Below are 18,817 nucleotides of genomic sequence, written 5' to 3' on the forward strand. Positions count from 1 at the left end.
TTATAAATTACTTTATCTTTTCAACAAATTATGGTGCCGGATCAGGAATTACCGCTTGAACTTCGTCAATTGCTTTTAAGATTTCATCAGAAAGTGAAATATGAATTGTATCAATATTTTCTTTTAATTGTTCCATTGTGGTGGCGCCAATAATCGTGCTGGTTACAAACGGCTGTTGCTCTATGAATGCCAAAGACAATTCAGTCAAGGTCAATCCGTTTTTCTTGGCAATTTCCTGGTACAATCGAGTAGCTTCATAACATTGTTCGCTGTTGTATCTTGAAAATTGTGGGAACAAATTGATTCTCGCATTTGGAAGACTTTCGCCAGTTAGAAATTTACCCGACAAAACACCAAAAGCCATTGGTGAATACGCCAATAATCCCACATTTTCTCGCATACAAATCTCAGCGGAACCCGCTTCAAAAAGTCTGTTGAGTAACGAATACGGATTTTGAATCGTTTTTATTTTTGGCAAATTATGGTATTTGCTTTCTTCCAGAAAACGCATAATTCCCCAAGGCGTTTCATTAGAAAGTCCAATGTGTTTGATTTTTCCTTCTTTGACAAAACCGTCTAAGGTTTCGAGAACATTGTGAATATTATCTTCCCAAGCATCTTCCTGCACTTTGAAACCGCGTTGCCCAAAAAAATTAGTTTTGCGTTCTGGCCAATGCAACTGATACACATCAAGATAATCGGTTTGCAAGCGTTGTAAACTTTGGTCTAATGCAAACTTGATACTGGCTGGCGAAAAATCATTTTTCTCCCGCATGTATGTGAAATTAGGATTTGGTCCCGCAATTTTTGAAGCCAAAACTACTTCTTCTCTTTTGCCTGATTTTTTGAACCAGGTTCCAAGAATTTTCTCTGTACTTCCGTAGGTTTCCTGACGTGCTGGAACAGAATACATTTCGGCGGTATCAAAGAAATTAACTCCGTTTTCTAAAGCATAATCCATTTGGGCATGACCGTCAGCTTCTGTATTTTGTTGTCCAAAAGTCATGGTTCCAAGGCAAATTTTGCTGACTTTTATATCGGTATTCGGTAAAGTAGTATATTTCATAATTAAGGGAATTGTATTTTAATTTTTCAAAAACAAAGATAAAATTAGTTTATTGTTTTGGTTTCCAGTTAACAGAAATTTTGGAAACGTTTATACATTTTGACAATAAAAAAGGTCCAAAGTAAAACTTTGAACCTTTGTATTTTTAAACCTTTACTTCTATTTAATTGATATCATTCAACATTTTAGAAATCTCATCTAATCTTGGTGTCAAAATAATTTCGATTCTGCGGTTTTTTGCTTTTCCTTCAGCGGTTGAATTGCTTGCCAAAGGAGAAAATTCTCCTCTACCTGCAGCGGTTAAGTTTTCCTTATTGATTTTCTTGTTTTCACTTAAAATGGCAACAATTGCGGTGGCCCTTTTAGTGGATAAATCCCAGTTGTCTGCAATTGGTCCTGAAGCTGTAAAAGCATCGTCATCCGTATGTCCTTCAATAAGAACCGAAATTTCCGGGTTATCACCCAAAACTTTTCCTAACTCTACTACTGCCTTTTTACCTTCGGAACCCACTGCCCAGCTTCCAGAATTGAAAAGCAGTTTGTTTTCCATGGAAACATATACTTTTCCATTTTTTTGTTGAACAGTCAACCCTTTTCCTTCAAAGCTATTCAAGGCTTTAGACAGCGTTTCTTTTAGTTTTTTCATGCTGGCTTCTTTGGCAGCAATCAAGGATTCCAACTCATCTAAACGTTGTGCGCTTTTGTTTAAACGCTCTTGTTCTAATGCTAACGCCTTTCCTTTCTCGTCTAATTGATCCAGCAAATCACGATTTTTCTTCATGTTGTTTTGCAAAGCGTCACTGCTATTTTTTTCTAAAGCTGCATAGGAATCCTGCAACACTTTAAATTTATTTTGGGCGGCTGCATAATCGGCTTTCAATTTTTCCAGTTCCGATTTTGATTTACTTAAATCTGATGTTAAAGCACTTCGGTCTAGTTCTAATTGATTTTTAGCCTTTAAAAGATCTTCATTCTCATCCATTAATCTTCTGTTTTCTTTTTTGGAATCGGTGTACTTGCTTTCTAAATCATTGTATATTTTCTTGGATACACAGGATGTTGAAAGTGCCAATACTAGTAATCCGATGGAAACTCTTTTTATCATTTTTATTGGTATTTATGTTGTTTCTACTGTTGTTTTGAAAGCAAAACGCAAATTATATTCGGATGCCCTAGCCCCGATAAAAGTGAAAATCCTTGTTGTTTTTTCTTTAAAAACAACAAGATTGCAACGGATAGCGGGAAATAGCTCCAGAAAATATTACTCCATTTCTACCAAAATAGGGCAATGGTCTGAATGCACTGCGTCTGATAAAATAACGGCTCTTTTTAATTTATGTTTTAAGGTGTCGCTAACTAAATTGTAATCAATGCGCCAACCCTTGTTGTTTCCTCTTGCTCCGGCGCGGTAACTCCACCACGAATATTGGTGTGGTTCACTGTTGAAATGGCGGAAACTATCCACAAATCCGGACTTCATGAATCCATCAAGCCAAGCTCTTTCTTGTGGCAAAAATCCCGAAACGGTTTTGTTTCTGATGGGATCGTGAATATCAATTGCTTCGTGACAAATGTTGTAATCCCCACAGATAATCAGGTTTGGCGTTTCTTTTTTGAGTTCGTCAATGTAAGTCTGAAAATCATCCATGAACATAAATTTATGGTCTAATCGCTCGATATTTGTCCCCGATGGCAAGTACAAACTCATCACAGAAAACCCATCAAAATCAGCCCGAAGGTTTCTTCCTTCAAAATCCATGTGGTGAATTCCGGTTCCATGAACGACATTATTGGGCTTGATCTTTGATAAAATGGCCACACCACTATACCCTTTTTTGGTAGCTGAATAATAATATTGGTATGGATAACCCGCCTTTGTGATATCATCTACCGGGATTCGGTCTTCGGTAGCTTTAATTTCCTGTAGACAAATAATATCCGGGTTTGCGTGCTGTAACCAGTCTATAAATCCTTTTGAAATGGCGGCTCTTATTCCGTTGACGTTGTATGAAATAATTCTCATTAAAGTATTTTTTTGAGTTTGATTCGATAAATTATTGTTAGCCTAAAGTTTTCAGGAACCCACTTTTTAATTTTATCGAAAGAAACATATTATTTTTTATGTGGGTTTCAAATGTAATAAAAAAGTATAAGTTTGGTTCAGAAAAAGAGAGAAAATGGAGTTTTTTGCTATCTTTGTTTCTTGCCTTAAAAATAAAAAATACATGGGTTTAGTTACCGCCAAAGAAGTTGCAAAAGCAATAAATGCTGATAAGTATGGAGTTCTGGGTACTTTTTCTGGATGGTTGCTTATGAAGGTGCTAAAAATTTCTACCTTAAACAAAGTATACGACAGAAACAAGCATTTGAAAGATGTTGATTTCCTCAATGGAATATTGGATGATTTACAAATAAAATTCGAAATTCCTGAAGAAGACTTAAAGCGCTTGCCAAAAGAAGGCGCTTACATCACGATTTCAAATCATCCTTTGGGAGGAATTGACGGTGTTTTATTATTGAAATTAATGCTTGACAAAGAACCTAATTTCAAAATTATCGCCAATTTTCTTTTGCATCGAATTGAGCCACTCAAGAAATACATCATGCCGGTTAATCCTTTTGAAAACCATAAGGATGCCAAATCTAGTGTTGTAGGAATAAAAGAAACCTTGCGCCATTTAAGCGACGGAAAGCCCTTAGGAATGTTTCCTGCAGGGGAAGTTTCTACGTATAAGGACGGAAAATTAATGGTTGACAAACCGTGGGAAGAAGGCGCCATAAAAGTTATCAGAAAAGCCCAAGTCCCTGTTGTTCCTATTTATTTTCATGCGAAAAACAGTCGGTTTTTCTATATGCTTTCAAAAATTGGCGGCACATTACGTACCGCTAAATTACCATCGGAAGTGTTTAGCCAGAAGAATCGTGTGATAAAAGTACGTATTGGAAAACCTATTTCGGTAAATGAACAAAACGAACATAAAACCATTGAAGAGTACACAGAGTTCTTGAGAAAGAAAACCTATATGCTTGCCAATCCATTTGAAAAAGAAAATAATTTTTTAAATACGTCCAGTTTAAAAAGTCCAAAAAGTCCAAAGCAAATCGTTACTCCTGCAAATGGAGAAAAAATGATTGCCGAAGTAAATGCATTGAGAAGTACGGATTGCAGGCTTTTGCAAAGTAAAAACTACGAAGTGTTTTTTGCCGAAGCCAATAAGATTCCAAATATCCTTCATGAGATTGGTCGATTGAGAGAAATTACTTTTAGAGAAGTAGGTGAAGGAACTAACGAATCGATTGACTTAGACAAATACGATCAATATTACCACCATCTTTTTTTGTGGGACGATGATACTAAAAAGATTGCCGGAGCCTATAGAATGGGCTTAGGGGCAGAAATATATCCTAAGTATGGAATAGATGGTTTTTATTTAAACAGTCTTTTTCGTTTTGAACCTGAATTACACGACATGATGCACAAATCCATTGAAATGGGAAGAGCATTCATCATTAAAGAATACCAACAAAGACCAATGCCATTGTTCTTGTTGTGGCGCGGAATTATTCATACCACCTTGCATTATCCGGAGCACAAATTTTTATTGGGTGGTGTAAGTATCAGCAATCAATTCTCAGATTTTTCAAAATCTTTGATGATTGAGTTTATGAAATCACACTATTATGATCCTTACATTGCGCAATATATTCATCCTAAAAAGGAATATAAAGTAAAACTAAAGGATGCCGACAAAGATTTTGTATTCAACGAAACAGATGCCGATTTGAATAAATTTGACAAAATCATTGACGAATTAGAACCTGGCGTACTTCGTTTGCCTGTTTTAATTAAAAAATACATCAAGCAAAATGCCCGTTTGGTCGCTTTTAATGTTGATCCGTTATTCAACAATGCTATTGATGGATTAATCTACTTGAGAATAGCGGATATTCCGGAAAGCACCATGAAACCGGTAATGGAAGAATACCAAGCCGAACTGGAAAGAAAACTGAACGATAAAGAAGATTGATTTCAGATTATATAAAAAAATCCCGATTTTAAATCGGGATTTTTTATGCTTTAAAACCAAGCTTTTTTACCAACCTGATAGGTTTGATAAAACTCTTCATCTGATTTTGTTAAATATATAATTCCCTCAATTAAACCTAATACACCTGTTACTGTTCCACAAGTACACAAACTAATTACCAACCATATAATACCTTCATTAGTATAACCTAAAAGGAACTTATGAATTCCTAAAGGTCCTAAAAGAATAGCAAGAAGTCCCGCTGCTATTTTTTTATTGTCTTGATAAACTGGTCTTGGATTATTCCATTCTTCATGCTTTGAATTTTCCATAAATTAATTGTTATAAGATTGTTTTTCAGTGATTAAAAGTATAAAAATTATTGGAATACTTTATCAATTGGCTCCCATAGTTCTATTTTATTCCCTTCGACATCCAGAATCCAACCAAATTTACCATACTCATAAGACTCCATATCACCCACAATTGTTACACCTTCCTCCGATAATTTTTTTAACAAATTTTCTAAATCATCCACTCTGAAATTTTGCATGAATTGTTTTTCGCTTGGCGCAAAATAAGTCGTGTCGTAAGCAAACGGTGACCATTGGGTAGAACAATCATTCCCGTCTTTATCTTTCCACCAAAAAGCAGCGCCATAATCATCCGTTTTTAAACCCAAGTGTTTTCCGTACCAAGCTATCAATTCTTTTGGATTCTTTGATTTAAAGAAAAAACCACCAATTCCCGTAACCCGTTTTTCCTTCTCATTAACTTTGGCTTGACCAAAATATTTTGCTTTAATCTTATCTACAATCACTTGCGCCAATCGTTCATGACTCTCGAATGTCCAACCGGCAATATGAGGAGAAAGAATTACATTCTTAGCTTGTAACAAATACTGGAAAGCCTCCGGTGTATTTTTATCTTGAAAAAGGGTTTCAAAAGACAATTTCTCATATTCTAAAACATCTAAACCGGCTCCAAGTATTTTACCTGATTCCATCGCCGAAACTAAATCGGCAGTGACAATATTCTTGCCACGAGAGGTATTTATAATCCAAAAGGATTTGGCAAACCCATTGATAAAATCAGCATCAACCATTTTATTAGTTTCAGGAGTCCACGGAATATGAAGGCTTACTACATCTGCTTTTTGTTGAAATTCTTCCAATGAAACTTGCTTGGCATTGCTGTCCCCAACATTTTCCTGAATGTCATAACACAACACTTCCACATCAAAACCACGGAGTTTTTTGGCAAATGATTTCCCCATATTTCCGTACCCAATAATCCCAACCGTTTTCCCATCAAGTTCATGACCGCGGTTGCTTTCCCTGTTCCAGTGACCGGATCTAATCTCGCTATCGGCTTCATTCAATTTATTGAAAAGTGACAAAATCATTCCTAAAGTATGCTCGGCTACTGCATTTTTATTTCCTTCGGGTGCTGCTATAAGTGTAATATTTTTTGACGATGCATACTCACAATCGATGCTTTCTAAACCTGCTCCTACGCGTGCTATAAATTGCAAATTAATGGCTTTATCCAAGAATGTTTTATCAATTTTGAATCGACTCCGAATAACAATCCCCTGATAATCTTGAATTTTAGCTTCAATTTCTTCTTTGGATGATGTGAAATCACTGTGATTTATAAAACCAGCATTTTGCAGTTGATCCCAAAGTAAGGGATTATTGCTATCGATATGAAGGATTTTAATATCCATAAAAAAAGTTTCTAAGTTTTTGTACCCCAAATTAACAAAAAAATAGCTCCCAAATGTGTAAATTAGCATTCTTTCTATTTTTGAGACACATCTCAAAAGTTCATTAGTAATAAAACTCAAAAAATGAAATTAACAAAAACATTCAAGGCATTCTTTGAAAGTGAAAAAGCCGGAGGATTACTTTTACTCTTTGTAACCATTCTTTCTCTTTGTCTTGCTAATTCTCCTTTTCAAACGGAATATATTGCATTTTGGGAAACCCAATTGGCGCATCATTCCATTACACATTGGATTAATGACGGACTGATGACTATCTTTTTCCTATTAATTGGTTTAGAGCTGGAACGTGAAATTTATCAGGGTGAATTGTCCAGTATCAAGAATGCTGCGTTGCCTATTTTTGGTGCTTTAGGTGGGATGGTTGTTCCTGCCGGAATCTTTTTAGCGCTAAATTTTGGAACAATTACACAAAATGGAGCCGGAATTCCTATGGCTACGGACATTGCTTTTGCTATTGGTATTTTATCCTTATTAGGAAATCGTGTTCCTACATCGCTTAAGGTATTTCTAACTGCCTTAGCGGTAATTGATGATTTGGGCTCCATAATTGTCATTGCCATATTCTACACGGCAACAATTGCTTTTGTAAATTTATTTATAGCCTTTGGTATTCTAGGCTGTTTGTTTATTCTGAATCGAATGAAGGTTCACAGTTTATTCCCGTACTTAATTGGCGGTGTTGCCATGTGGTATTTCATGCTTAATTCTGGAGTGCATGCCACTATAACTGGGGTTTTATTGGCTTTTGTAATTCCGTTTGGTGATGGCGGCAAAAAAACATCATCTTATAAAATTCAGCATTTTTTACACAAACCCGTAGCCTTTGTTATTCTGCCTTTGTTCGCTATAGCCAATACGTGTATTGCGATAGATTCTAATTGGCATGAAGGACTGAACCATCCTAACACGATAGGAATCATATTAGGACTTGTTATTGGAAAACCACTCGGAATTTGGCTTTTCTCTTTTTTAGGTGTCACTCTGGGGATTTGTGTTTTGCCCAAAGATTTACAATGGAAAACTATTATTGGCGCAGGAATGTTGGGCGGAATTGGTTTTACGATGTCCATATTTATAACACTCCTTGCTTTCAAAAATGACGGCGAAGAAGTAATTACCTATTCTAAAATTGCGATTCTGATTGCTTCCTTTATAGCCGGAACTGCTGGTTTTCTTTGGTTGAAATACAGCTTAAAAACCCCAATCAAAAAAAGGAAGATTAAACCAATCGTTTAATTGATTTATCCAATAAAAAAGGGTGTTTAGCTTTAAAACTAAACACCCTTTTTTATTTTTTTCAATCTGTATTCGATTGGTTCAATTCTTACTAAAAAATGTAGCCAATTCCCACATGCACATATGGAATGTATTGATTTCTATTATAAGCGCCATCTACATTTTGAACATTCCCGTTAACCGAATTCTCTTTCAAATACACCACGCGATACCCAAATCCTACAGCGGTTTCATACGTAAAATGAATCCCTATTTGACGTTTCACCCCCCAGGTAGGAACAATTGCTAAATCAGCTGTTTTAGTTACATTATCCGCTAAATTTATTACAAACCAATCTGGATGATAACTTGTTTTAATGGAGAAATAATTCCCGCTATTATTCGCAGTATTTTTACCTTTTGAATTCCTTTTTTCCAGATTGTAATAATATCTGGGCTCTACTGTTAATACCGGTTGCAAAATAAAACCGGCGCCGTCATAATGATCTCCAACAGTAAAATCTTTTTCAAGACCAATCTCGCTTCGTAATGCGATGCTATTTGATAATTTACTTTCATTATTGAACCAAATTCCTATGTGTACTCCAAATCCAGCATGTACTCCAAAAATTGATTTTTCAACGCTTACTTCTTGAGCGGTTGCATTTATATTGAATACCAGAATTAGGAATGCTATTACTTTTTTCATTTAAAGGATGCAAATTAATTATTTAGTAATTGTTTATTTTCTGTATTTTAAAATAGATTTCGCTTACTTATTAGCCCAATAATCAAACACCGTGACTTTCTCAGGAGCAGGATTTAAAAGCGCTACAAAAGCTTTGTGATCCGGATGAATGAGATAAGCATCTCTATCACTTTCGCTACTGAATGTAAGTATAAAGCAATGCGTTAAACCATTATTCAAATTTTCAGGACTGTTATTGGTTCCCCACTCAAATGATTTAATGGTTGGGATTTTATGCTTCAAATCACTCAAAGCTGTTACCACTTTATTGATGTAAGCAGCATCCGTTCCTTCTTTCCATCCAAACATCACTACGTGGCGCAACACCGGTTTGTGTTTCTCTTGTTGAGCGTTTACGGTATAAGTTGAAAGTAAAATAAGAGTAAATAACAATAGTTTTTTCATGGTAGTTTTTTTTGAAATATACGAATTATATTAGATTGGCAAGAGGCATGAAAACTATTTGAAAAGAATTAAGAATGTTATTATTGCAAATTCCCATTATCGCTAATTATTGTTTGACATATTCACTTTGATAACAATCATAACATTCATCGTTCAAAAATAATTTATCTCCTACTACACTAAATGATTGACTAGGCTTACCCAAAGCATACACCATCATTTGTCGCTGTCCCCCAAAAATTGACTCTTTTGTTTCAATAGCATAGGGGTTGTTTGATGATAAATTTCCATTCTCTAGAATTTTCACTTCCAAATTTGATATTTCTATCACAATCGATTTACCAGTAGAACTTGGTGTTAAGGTTTCGCCAGAAATTCCACCACTAGATTTTGTCCATTCCCATTTCCCAATAATTGACTTTTGCTTAATAATGGATTCACTGTTATTGGAACAACTAAAAAAAGTAAAAATTAGAGCACCGTAAATTAAAAGTTTTTTCATAATCCAAAGTTTTTAATAGAGATACCAAATAGTTCAATTGGTTGCGTTGATTTCTATTATACTTTCATTTTACAACCAATCCCAGTTTATACTTACTTATGCCATTTGTTTATTGTTGTGGGTGCAAAATCAGAGACGTTTGCGCAGCTACACGACGAACACTTTGCGGAGCAGGTTCATTTCTATTATACTTTCTAGCTGCTGTTTTTAAGCAATCTTAGCTTATAATTACTTATGTTATTTGCTTATTGTTATGGGCGCAAAGTCGAGACGTTTGCGCAGCATAAACGACGAACACTTTGCGGAGCTGGGGTATTTTTGGCTAAACGAAAATACGAATTAAAAACGATAAATTCCACTAAATTCCGCAATAGCTACAAACGTGTGTTGGCAGGCGTTTATTTCTTTTTAGCAATATTTCTTACTTCAGGATTAACAAATTTAGAATCTATTTCGTCAGTCTTTTTTATGTATTTTATTAAACTGTCTTTCTGCATTAAATAAGCGTATGAACTCGCTAATTGTCCTAATGCTCTTCCATTTTTAGGTTCAATTTTTACTGCTTTTTTTAAATTTTCAATTGTCAGATTTAAGTATTTAATGTCTTTCGTTTTAAAAAATATTTGTCCGTAACTTACAGAAATACATTCGTAAACTTTAGCATTGTTTGGATCTAAATCAATTGATTTTTTTAAGAATTTGACAGATTCATCAAATTTGTTTTTCTTACCTAATAAATTTCCAAAGCCCCAATAAGTTTGTGGATTTGATTTGTCTAAAAGCCAAGCTTGATTAAATCTTTTCATTGATGTGTCATTGTCATCTTTATAAAAATATTCCCAAGCTTTAGAAACATAATATTCAGATGCTTCTTTTCTATTTTTGAATTGTTTTTCAGATTCTATGATAAATTCATTGTCTAATTCAATTTGTTTTTCACACTTTTGAACTTCGCCATACATTGGTAACAAATTGATTCCTTCTGGACATTCAGTTTGTGATTTACAACTAATTTGACATAAAAAAATTAAAAATAATATTTTCTTCATTTATCTTGTTAAGTATTGATTTTGTTGAGTTTTTTCTTAAATGTCTGCCAGCTTGTGACTTTGCGCTATAAAGCAGCGTATATACACCCAATTTGTTGGCTTTGCGCTATAAATACAGTGTATTCATTCTCTACCAAAATTAATGATTTTACTTACATAAAACTAATTTCACAATAAAACGCATTTTAACAGCGTCAGATTTGAAGTAAAAACTAACTAGTATTTTTATAAAAAAATAGTCTCTATAACAAATCTATCAAGATGAAAACACATTACTTTACGGCTTTCCTCATTTGAGTAAAAAAAATAAAATGATTGTAGATTTTGATCAACGATTTTTGATTTTTAGCTATAGAGAACCACGTACAAAATCGCTTAAAGTTGCGTGAGGGATAGAAGCTAGCTACCGAAGTAGCGCGGATAGCCCGACGCCAATAAAAAAAAGGGTCCTCTCAACAGTTACGCTGAGAAGACCCTTTTTTTATTGGGGGCACGCCCTAATGACGTTTATCCCTTGATTTGTTTCAAAGAAGTTTTGATTCCTCGTATCAATGAGGAACTGAATCCGTGCATTTCCATTTCGTTCAATCCCGCAATGGTACAGCCTTGTGGTGTGGTTACACGGTCAATTAATTGTTCCGGGTGTATTTGTTCTTCCATGATCATTTCGGCAGCGCCTTTTACGGTTTGTGCCGAAATTGCTAGTGCGGTTTGCCAGTCAAATCCTATTTCGATTCCGGCTTGCATCGATGCACGAATGTAACGCAACGCAAATGCAGTTCCACTAGCCGCAAGAACGGTTGCTGCATCCATCAATTTTTCGTCTATAATAGGAGCAGTTCCTAAATCTTTAAAAAGAGCCACCGTATTTTGAGCTTTCTCTTTATTTTTTTCGTTAAAAGCAATACAGGTTGCCGAAGCGCCAAATTGTGAAGCGATATTGGGCATAATGCGGACGGCGCTATTCCCATCGCCTATCTTATTTTGTAAATTTTCTATGGACAATCCACTCACTGCCGAAGCGATTACTTTATTAGAAATTACAGGAAGAATTTCGGCCAAAACGGTATCTACCTGATACGGTTTTATAGTAAGAATGATAATATCTGCATCTTGAATTTGATGTTTGTTATCTGTTGAAACAGTTACGCCCAGTTGCTCCAAATAAAGAATGCTCGCTGTATTTCTTCGGGTGATGGTAATTTGATTTCCTTGCGAAAATTTTGATAATCCTTTTGCGATAGCTACGCCAAGGTTTCCTCCGCCAATTATATGTACTTTCATGCTGATTGTGGTTTTCCTCTCCCCTCCCGAAGCTTCGGGACCTCTCCGAAGAACTTATGATATGGGAAAGTGTTAATTATAATTTTTAGTTTTTTGGTTGGTTGTGTTGTTAGTATTAAAATCCTAAAATGAGATTGGCAATTCCGAAGTAAATCATAATTCCAAAAACATCATTTGTTGTTGTAATAAAAGGTCCTGTTGCAATGGCGGGGTCGATATTGTTTTTGTGCAGGAAAAGTGGCACCAAAGTTCCTAAAGTAGCAGCAAATAATATGACTACAACAATAGATATGGAAATTGCCATTCCCACCTGAAATTGTCCATACATAAACGTATGATAACCCAATACCAACAGTGCAATTATAGTCCCGGAAATCATGGCTACAGAAATTTCTTTACTAAAATAATTACGGCTAAATTCTTTCAAAGTACCATTTGCCAAACCTTGGACAATAATTGCCGAAGCTTGTACCCCAATATTTCCTGCTGTTGCCGAAAGCAAAGGCATAAAAATAATTAAGGTGTAAAATTTTTGGGAAGTGGCTTCATTTCCTTTAATAACATAAGATGCAATAAGTTCAATGAACATTCCGATTAACAACCAAGGCAAACGTGCTTTGGTATGCTCGTAAATACTGTCATTTGTTTCAACATCTTGGGTAATACCCGCAGCCATTTGGTAATCTTTGTCGGCTTCATCCTTGATTACATCTATAATATCATCAATGGTGATTCGGCCTACAAGTCGTCCCAATTCATCAATAACAGGAATGGCTTCTAAATCATATTTCTGCATGATTCTCGCCACCTCAACATCTTCAGTATCTACATTCACCGAATTCAATTTTCGGATGTACACATCACTTATCGCCGTTCTGGTTGAAGTCGTCAATAAATCCTTAAGCGACAATCGTCCTTTTAACCGGTCTTCATCATCCACCACATAAATAGAATGCACCCGAGAGATATTTTCGGCCTGGATTCGCATTTCTTTTACACAAGTAAGCACGTTCCAATTTTCATTGACCTTAACCAACTCTTTGTGCATAATTCCACCCGCTGTATCCTCATCATAACGCAATAAGTCAACGATATCCTTGGCATGCTCAACATCCTGAAGTTCTGATATTACCTCTGCTTTAATCTCTTGCGAAAGTTCGGCGATAATATCGGCGGCATCATTCGTCTCTAATTCATCTAATTCTTCGGCAATCTCTTTTGGCGAAAGCCTGCTTAATATATTCTCCCGCAAATCATCTTCTAATTCAAGAAGAATCTCAGCCGTTTTTTCACTGTCTAATACTTTAAAAATATAGGTTGCTTCGTCAAAATCAAGCTCGTCAAGAATCTCGGCAATATCAGCATGATGCATGTCATTGAGTAAGGATTCTAATTCCTTATCATTTTTATTAACAATGTGTTGCTCTAATTCCTGGATTAGCGCTTTGCTGATTTTAAACTCCATCGGCTTCTATTTTTTGAGTGAGTTCTATGAACTGTTCTACATTTAATTGCTCTGGTCGAAGATCAAAAACGGTATCTTCTCTTAAACTATCGGACAAATTTAAGGTTTTTAAACTGTTTCGCAAGGTCTTTCTGCGTTGTTGAAAAGCCGTTTTAACCACAGTGAAAAACAATTTTTCGCCGCAAGGCAAACTATAATCTTTTTTTCTACGCAAACGCAACACTCCCGATTTTACTTTTGGCGGCGGAATAAATACATTCTCGTCAACGGTAAATAGATATTCGGCATCATAAAAAGCCTGAACTAAAACCGACAGAATTCCATACGCTTTTGTTCCCTTTTTTTCACAAATACGCTGTGCCACTTCTTTTTGGAACATACCCGCAAATTCAGGAATCTGATTGCGATATTCTAATGCTCTAAAAACAATTTGAGTCGAAATATTATACGGGAAATTCCCAATTATAGCGAATTGCTTTCCTTCAAAAATTTCGTTAATGTTGTATTTCAGAAAATCTTTGGAGATAATCTTATCCTTTAATTTTGGATAATTTTCGTCTAAATACGTCACTGATTCGGTATCGATTTCTATCACATACGTATTGATTGGTTTGTCCAATAAATACTTTGTCAAAACACCCATTCCGGGACCTATTTCTAATACATCATCATATCCTTCTAAATTCAACGTGTCTGCAATGTCTTTTGCAATGCTTTCGTCTTTCAAGAAATGTTGTCCGAGGTGTTTTTTGGCTTTTACTTTTTCCATTTTGTTTTTTTCTCGCAAAGACGCAAAGGCGCAAAGCAATTATTTTATTTTTTGTATTCTATTTAAATTTACATAGAGCTCATGTAAACTGAATATCGATAACTATTTCTTGTATCCTATTTTTTCTCGTGTTGGATTTGTCTCCTTTTTTTCAATTAATTCATCGAGATATTGAAAAACGAGTTCAATATTTTTACCTTGATTCTCTATTTTCTTTTTAATTGTTTCCACATCCAAACGTATTTCGGTTGTATCTAGAAGCATTTGTCTGATTTTTGTAAATATCCTCATGATTTGAATATTAGTTTGTATTGCTTTTTCGCTATTTAATACACTTGAAAGCATCAATACACCATGTTCTGTAAAGACATAAGGCAATTTTCTAATCCCTCCCCAACTTGAAGTCGCAAATTGCGACTTCAAGTTTTGAAATTCAATTTCGTTAAGTTGAAACATAAAATCTTCAGGAAATCTAGTTAAATTCCTTTTAACTTGTTCATTCAGCCTTTTGGTTTCAACTCCGTAAAGCGTTGCCAAATCACGGTCCAGCATTACTTTTTGGTTTCTGATGAAATAAATTTTATTCATTACCACATCATCGGGAACTAAAGAAATTTCGTTACTCATAAATCTAAATGCTAATTGTTTTTAAATTGGAGGTCACAAATTGCGACCTCCAATTTTTATGCTTTATTATAAATTCAACTTGATATCGCTAATTGCGACTTCAAGATTTACTATTTCAAATTGAACACTAACAACTGAGTGTGATTGCTTCTTTCCTCGCAATGACAACTGAATACTGAACACTTTCCTCTAATGTTCCGAAATCAATTCCAACTCGGTTCTAAAAGCAAGCATTTTGTCTCCAAACAATTTCACTCCTTCTTCGCGAAAAGCGGGCGCATCTTCCTGATAATATTTCTCCAAAGTCTCTTTACTATCCGTAGTATATTGAACAGAATAAGTCACTCCTCCCATTTCTTCTTCAATTAAAACCCGCACCATTCTTGCTGAGGAAAATTTTCCAGTAGCCAAAATTTCGGGAATGTGTTTGTGCTGCATCCAAATCATCCATTGATCGTGAACGCTTTCATGTATGTTTGTGGTAACGTTGTATATTATCATTTCTTACTGTTTAATCGTTGATTTTTTAATCGGTTAACAATAACCGATTAAACATTAATTTAAAGATTCGTGTCGCCTCGCAATTGCCTGAATTTCTTTCTGGCTTCCACAAAATAGATACTGTCTTCGTGACTGAAAATTATCTTTTCGTATAATGGTTTTGCCTTTTCGGGCTGTTGTAACTTTTTGTTATAAATTTCCGCAGAAAAATATAAAGCTTCATCAATATAAATACCGTCGCTATGCTTGTCTATAATAGTTTGATATTGGCTTAAAGCCAAAGTAAAATCACCCAGTTTCTCATAAATTTTACCCAAACGCAACAATGTCACTGCCTCTATTTCCTGCCCTTTATAGTTCTTCAATATTGTTTGAAACTGCGTTATCGCTTCCTGATTTCTGTTTTGATATAAAAGGTAATCTCCTTTGGCAAACTGTTTCAAAGCTGTTTGTGTCGAATCGGCAACGGTATTGTCATTTATTAAAAGAAAATATTCCAAAGCATCATTGGCAATCAATTGTGTATTGGCTGATTTTAATTCCTTGAATTGTTTCAAAGCCCAAATAAAATCCGTTTTGAAATAACTCGTTTTAGCGGCTTTCAAACTCGCTTCATGTGCCACAATATCATTTTTCAAATCCAATTCTATCTGTGAATAATAGATTAAAGCCTGATTGAATTTTTCTTCGTAAAGCAAAATATCCGCCAATTCCATTTTGGCCTGAGCCACTTCGTAATCGTTCAACTGTAATTCGAGCAATTTTTTGATTATTGCCTTTCCTTCCTCCGGTTTTTTCAAATTAAAAGCTACAAAATGCGCCTGAATCAGCTGCAAAGATAAGGTAAAAGGACTTATTTCAAATTGTTTCAACAAACCCTCTAATTCTGTATTGATGGCAGCATACTCTTTTTCTTGCGCTTTTTCTATTTTCATTTTAATCAAATAGGAATTCGCCTGAATTAACAGTTCTAAATCTTTTGTGTTTTCCAATACAAAACCAAGGATTTCCTTTGCCGCTTCCTGATTGTCTTCTTCAATAGCCAATTGTCCTAAATTCACAATATTGGAAAGGGATTCCGGATCGCGTTTGTAAATGGCTTTTTCCTGAACGAATGCTTTTTCGAACTCTTTTTGTTGGGTATAAAACCAACTCAAATAATGATTCCAGAAAAGATCTTGATTTTTTTGAGCTCTTATAATTAATGCTTTTCGAAGTATTTCGCTAAAATTGGCATCACCCTCATCCACCATAAAACGAGACAGTTGATTTTGAATTTGTATCGAATTTTGGGGATTCACATAGGCTTCATTCAGAAAGGTATTAATCATCATTTCCTGATTGCCTAATTGTCCATAAAGCAATCCTATTTGGTAATTAAAATTAAAATTCGGTTCTAATTCTGTTGCAGTTTGATACGATTTCAAGGCATATTCCAACAACACTTTTCTCTCAAAAGAATTGGAAATACCGTATACTTCATTTGGATTTTTTTTGATTCTGTCTAATGCCTGCTCGTAGTAAATTTTGGCTTTGGCATCATTTTTTTGCAACTGGTAATTGTATCCCAATTCCACCAAAAGATTCCCTTGTTTGTATTTGTCTAATCGGTCCAGTATTGCTTTTTCGGCAACAGAAAATTGCTGTAATTGTTGGTAACAGTCAATGGTTCTTAAAAAATACTGTGTGTTTTGTGGCAGGTTTTCCAGTAACTCTTCATAACTGATTTTGGCTTTTTCAAAATCACCTTTGTCATAATAATACTGCGCCAATTGTTCGTTTTGAGAAAAACAAATCAATGAAAAAAACAGATTTATATATAGAAATATTTTTTTCATTTTTTAATTGCAATTTGTTTCGTCAAACATCAATTTTTATAAACCATATAAGGAATTTAAATACATTTAAGACTAGTGTTTTATTCCTTGTGTTTTAAAATCCAACGTTGTCCGTTGATTTTTTCACAGAACACTTATGTGATCTTAAATTACTTATATGGTTCAAATTTTTTGATTTTAGTCAATAATATCAAATCCGCAATACGGACGTAAAACTTCTGGAATTACGATTCCTTCCGGAGTTTGGTAATTTTCTAAAATTCCGGCCAAAACTCTTGGCAAAGCCAATGAACTTCCGTTTAAGGTATGTGCCAATTGGTTTTTTCCGTCTTTGTCTTTGAAACGCAATTTCAAACGATTCGCTTGAAAAGTCTCAAAGTTAGAAACTGAACTGATTTCTAACCAACGATCTTGCGCGGTAGAAAAAACTTCGAAATCATACGTCAAAGCTGATGTGAATCCCATGTCGCCGCCACAAAGACGCAATATTCTATATGGTAATTTCAACTCCTGTAATATATTTTTAACGTGTTCTACCATTCCGTCCAAAGCTTCGTATGATTTATCCGGATGTTCTACACGAACAATTTCCACTTTATCAAATTGATGCAAACGGTTCAATCCACGTACGTGCGCGCCATAAGAACCTGCTTCACGACGGAAACATGGCGTATAAGCTGTTGTTAAAACGGGCAATTCATTTTCGTTTAAAATCACATCACGAAACAAATTCGTCACCGGAACTTCAGCCGTTGGAATCAAGTATAAATCATCTGTTTTATCATGGTACATTTGCCCTTCTTTGTCCGGCAATTGTCCCGTTCCATAAGCAGATGCTTCGTTCACCATGTGCGGAACCTGAACTTCATTGTAACCCGCTGCCGTGTTTTTATCCAAGAAATAATTGATTAAGGCACGTTGTAATCGTGCCCCTTTTCCTTTGTAAACCGGAAATCCTGCTCCAGTGATTTTTACTCCAAGTTCAAAATCGATGATGTCGTATTTTTTTACCAATTCCCAATGCGGTTGTGCGCCTTCGTGCAAAACTGGAATTTCTCCTTCTTCAAAAACGTTTAGGTTTTCCTCTGGCGTTTTTCCAACAGGAACAATATCAGCAGGAAGATTGGGTAACGTATATAATTTCTCTAAAAGTTCTGCGGCAAGTGCATCAGCAGTTTCAGCTAATTTCTTGCTTTTCTCTTTATTTAAAACGGTTTTTTCTTTTAAGAAAGCGGCTTTCGCTTTCTCTCCGGCTTTCATCAATTCGCCAATGTCTTTGGATAATTTATTAGATTCGGATAAAATGTTGTCTAGCTCCACTTGCGTAGCGCGACGTTTTTCATCCAGTTGTACCACTTCTTCAACAACACTTGTAGCATCGATGTTTCTCTTTGCCAAAGCGGTGATTACTTTTTCTTGATTCTCTCTAATAAATGCGATTTGTAACATAGTTGATTTTTTTAACGCTAACTTATATAATAATGGAAGCAAATTTAAGGAAATGTTTTATAGAAACAGGACAAAGTTTCGA

At 35.1% G+C, this 18,817-nt stretch carries 17 protein-coding genes and 1 pseudogene; 2 read left to right on the plus strand and 16 right to left on the minus strand.

All coding sequences use genetic code 11. The annotated features are described in order from the left end of the window. Positions 1-28: 28 nt before the first annotated feature. From OA85_RS04205 to OA85_RS04215, 3 genes are all read right to left on the minus strand, one after another. Positions 29-1,066, minus strand: coding sequence for an NADP(H)-dependent aldo-keto reductase (locus tag OA85_RS04205; RefSeq protein ID WP_039108236.1), 1,038 nt, complete (start codon positions 1,064-1,066; stop codon positions 29-31). Positions 1,067-1,229: 163 nt separating this feature from the next. Further along, positions 1,230-2,171 carry a flagellar motor protein MotB gene (locus OA85_RS04210; protein WP_039108237.1) on the minus strand — a complete coding sequence of 314 codons (942 nt, stop codon included), beginning with the start codon at positions 2,169-2,171 and terminating at the stop codon, positions 1,230-1,232. A gap of 156 nt (positions 2,172-2,327) precedes the next feature. Further along, on the minus strand, positions 2,328-3,089 hold the full coding sequence (locus OA85_RS04215) for an exodeoxyribonuclease III (protein WP_039108238.1): 762 nt from the start codon (positions 3,087-3,089) through the stop codon (positions 2,328-2,330). 202 nt (positions 3,090-3,291) lie between these two features. Here OA85_RS04215 and OA85_RS04220 point away from each other — a divergent pair, with 202 nt between their 5' ends. Then, positions 3,292-5,094 carry a lysophospholipid acyltransferase family protein gene (locus OA85_RS04220; protein ID WP_039108239.1) on the plus strand — a complete coding sequence of 601 codons (1,803 nt, stop codon included), beginning with the start codon at positions 3,292-3,294 and terminating at the stop codon, positions 5,092-5,094. 50 nt (positions 5,095-5,144) lie between these two features. Here the strand turns inward: OA85_RS04220 and OA85_RS04225 are convergent, their stop codons facing one another. Both OA85_RS04225 and OA85_RS04230 read right to left on the minus strand, forming a co-directional pair. After that, entirely contained in the window at positions 5,145-5,426 is a 282-nt protein-coding gene (locus tag OA85_RS04225; RefSeq protein WP_039108240.1) for a TM2 domain-containing protein, read from the minus strand. 458 nt (positions 5,427-5,884) lie between these two features. After that, positions 5,885-6,823, minus strand: a pseudogene (locus OA85_RS04230) (2-hydroxyacid dehydrogenase); the annotation flags it as partial. Between the two features lie 123 nt (positions 6,824-6,946). Between OA85_RS04230 and nhaA the strand changes: the two are divergent. Next, complete coding sequence (nhaA, locus tag OA85_RS04235) at positions 6,947-8,119, plus strand: Na+/H+ antiporter NhaA (RefSeq protein ID WP_039108241.1); 1,173 nt, start codon at positions 6,947-6,949, stop codon at positions 8,117-8,119. A gap of 91 nt (positions 8,120-8,210) precedes the next feature. Here the strand turns inward: nhaA and OA85_RS04240 are convergent, their stop codons facing one another. The 11 genes from OA85_RS04240 to serS form a co-directional block, all read right to left on the minus strand. Continuing rightward, positions 8,211-8,807: a hypothetical protein gene (locus tag OA85_RS04240; RefSeq protein WP_039108243.1), complete on the minus strand. Its 597-nt coding sequence runs from the start codon at positions 8,805-8,807 to the stop codon at positions 8,211-8,213. 63 nt (positions 8,808-8,870) lie between these two features. Further along, positions 8,871-9,251 carry a Dabb family protein gene (locus tag OA85_RS04245; protein ID WP_039108244.1) on the minus strand — a complete coding sequence of 127 codons (381 nt, stop codon included), beginning with the start codon at positions 9,249-9,251 and terminating at the stop codon, positions 8,871-8,873. Between the two features lie 106 nt (positions 9,252-9,357). After that, the gene (locus tag OA85_RS04250) at positions 9,358-9,753 is read right to left on the minus strand and encodes a hypothetical protein (protein WP_039108245.1); all 396 of its coding nucleotides are present in this window, start codon (positions 9,751-9,753) and stop codon (positions 9,358-9,360) included. A gap of 398 nt (positions 9,754-10,151) precedes the next feature. Then, on the minus strand, positions 10,152-10,802 hold the full coding sequence (locus OA85_RS04255) for a tetratricopeptide repeat protein (protein ID WP_039108247.1): 651 nt from the start codon (positions 10,800-10,802) through the stop codon (positions 10,152-10,154). 507 nt (positions 10,803-11,309) lie between these two features. Continuing rightward, positions 11,310-12,086 (minus strand): pyrroline-5-carboxylate reductase, encoded by a 777-nt coding sequence (proC, locus tag OA85_RS04260; RefSeq protein ID WP_039108248.1) that lies wholly within the window; start codon positions 12,084-12,086, stop codon positions 11,310-11,312. Between the two features lie 115 nt (positions 12,087-12,201). Further along, the gene (mgtE, locus tag OA85_RS04265) at positions 12,202-13,551 is read right to left on the minus strand and encodes a magnesium transporter (protein WP_039108249.1); all 1,350 of its coding nucleotides are present in this window, start codon (positions 13,549-13,551) and stop codon (positions 12,202-12,204) included. Further along, complete coding sequence (gene rsmA / locus OA85_RS04270) at positions 13,541-14,320, minus strand: 16S rRNA (adenine(1518)-N(6)/adenine(1519)-N(6))-dimethyltransferase RsmA (RefSeq protein WP_039108250.1); 780 nt, start codon at positions 14,318-14,320, stop codon at positions 13,541-13,543. Before rsmA ends, mgtE begins: the two co-directional genes overlap by 11 nt. Before the next feature lie 102 nt (positions 14,321-14,422). Then, positions 14,423-14,947: an ORF6N domain-containing protein gene (locus OA85_RS04275; protein WP_039108251.1), complete on the minus strand. Its 525-nt coding sequence runs from the start codon at positions 14,945-14,947 to the stop codon at positions 14,423-14,425. 189 nt (positions 14,948-15,136) lie between these two features. Further along, on the minus strand, positions 15,137-15,448 hold the full coding sequence (locus OA85_RS04280) for a DUF4286 family protein (protein ID WP_039108252.1): 312 nt from the start codon (positions 15,446-15,448) through the stop codon (positions 15,137-15,139). A gap of 59 nt (positions 15,449-15,507) precedes the next feature. Continuing rightward, a complete protein-coding gene (locus OA85_RS04285; RefSeq protein WP_039108253.1) occupies positions 15,508-17,286 on the minus strand; it encodes a tetratricopeptide repeat protein in 1,779 nt (592 codons plus the stop codon). Between the two features lie 177 nt (positions 17,287-17,463). Beyond that, positions 17,464-18,735 (minus strand): serine--tRNA ligase, encoded by a 1,272-nt coding sequence (serS, locus tag OA85_RS04290; RefSeq protein WP_039108254.1) that lies wholly within the window; start codon positions 18,733-18,735, stop codon positions 17,464-17,466. Positions 18,736-18,817 lie beyond the last annotated feature (82 nt).

The sequence above is a fragment of the Flavobacterium sp. AED genome (genome assembly GCF_000812945.1).
Taxonomy (GTDB): Bacteria; Bacteroidota; Bacteroidia; order Flavobacteriales; family Flavobacteriaceae; genus Flavobacterium.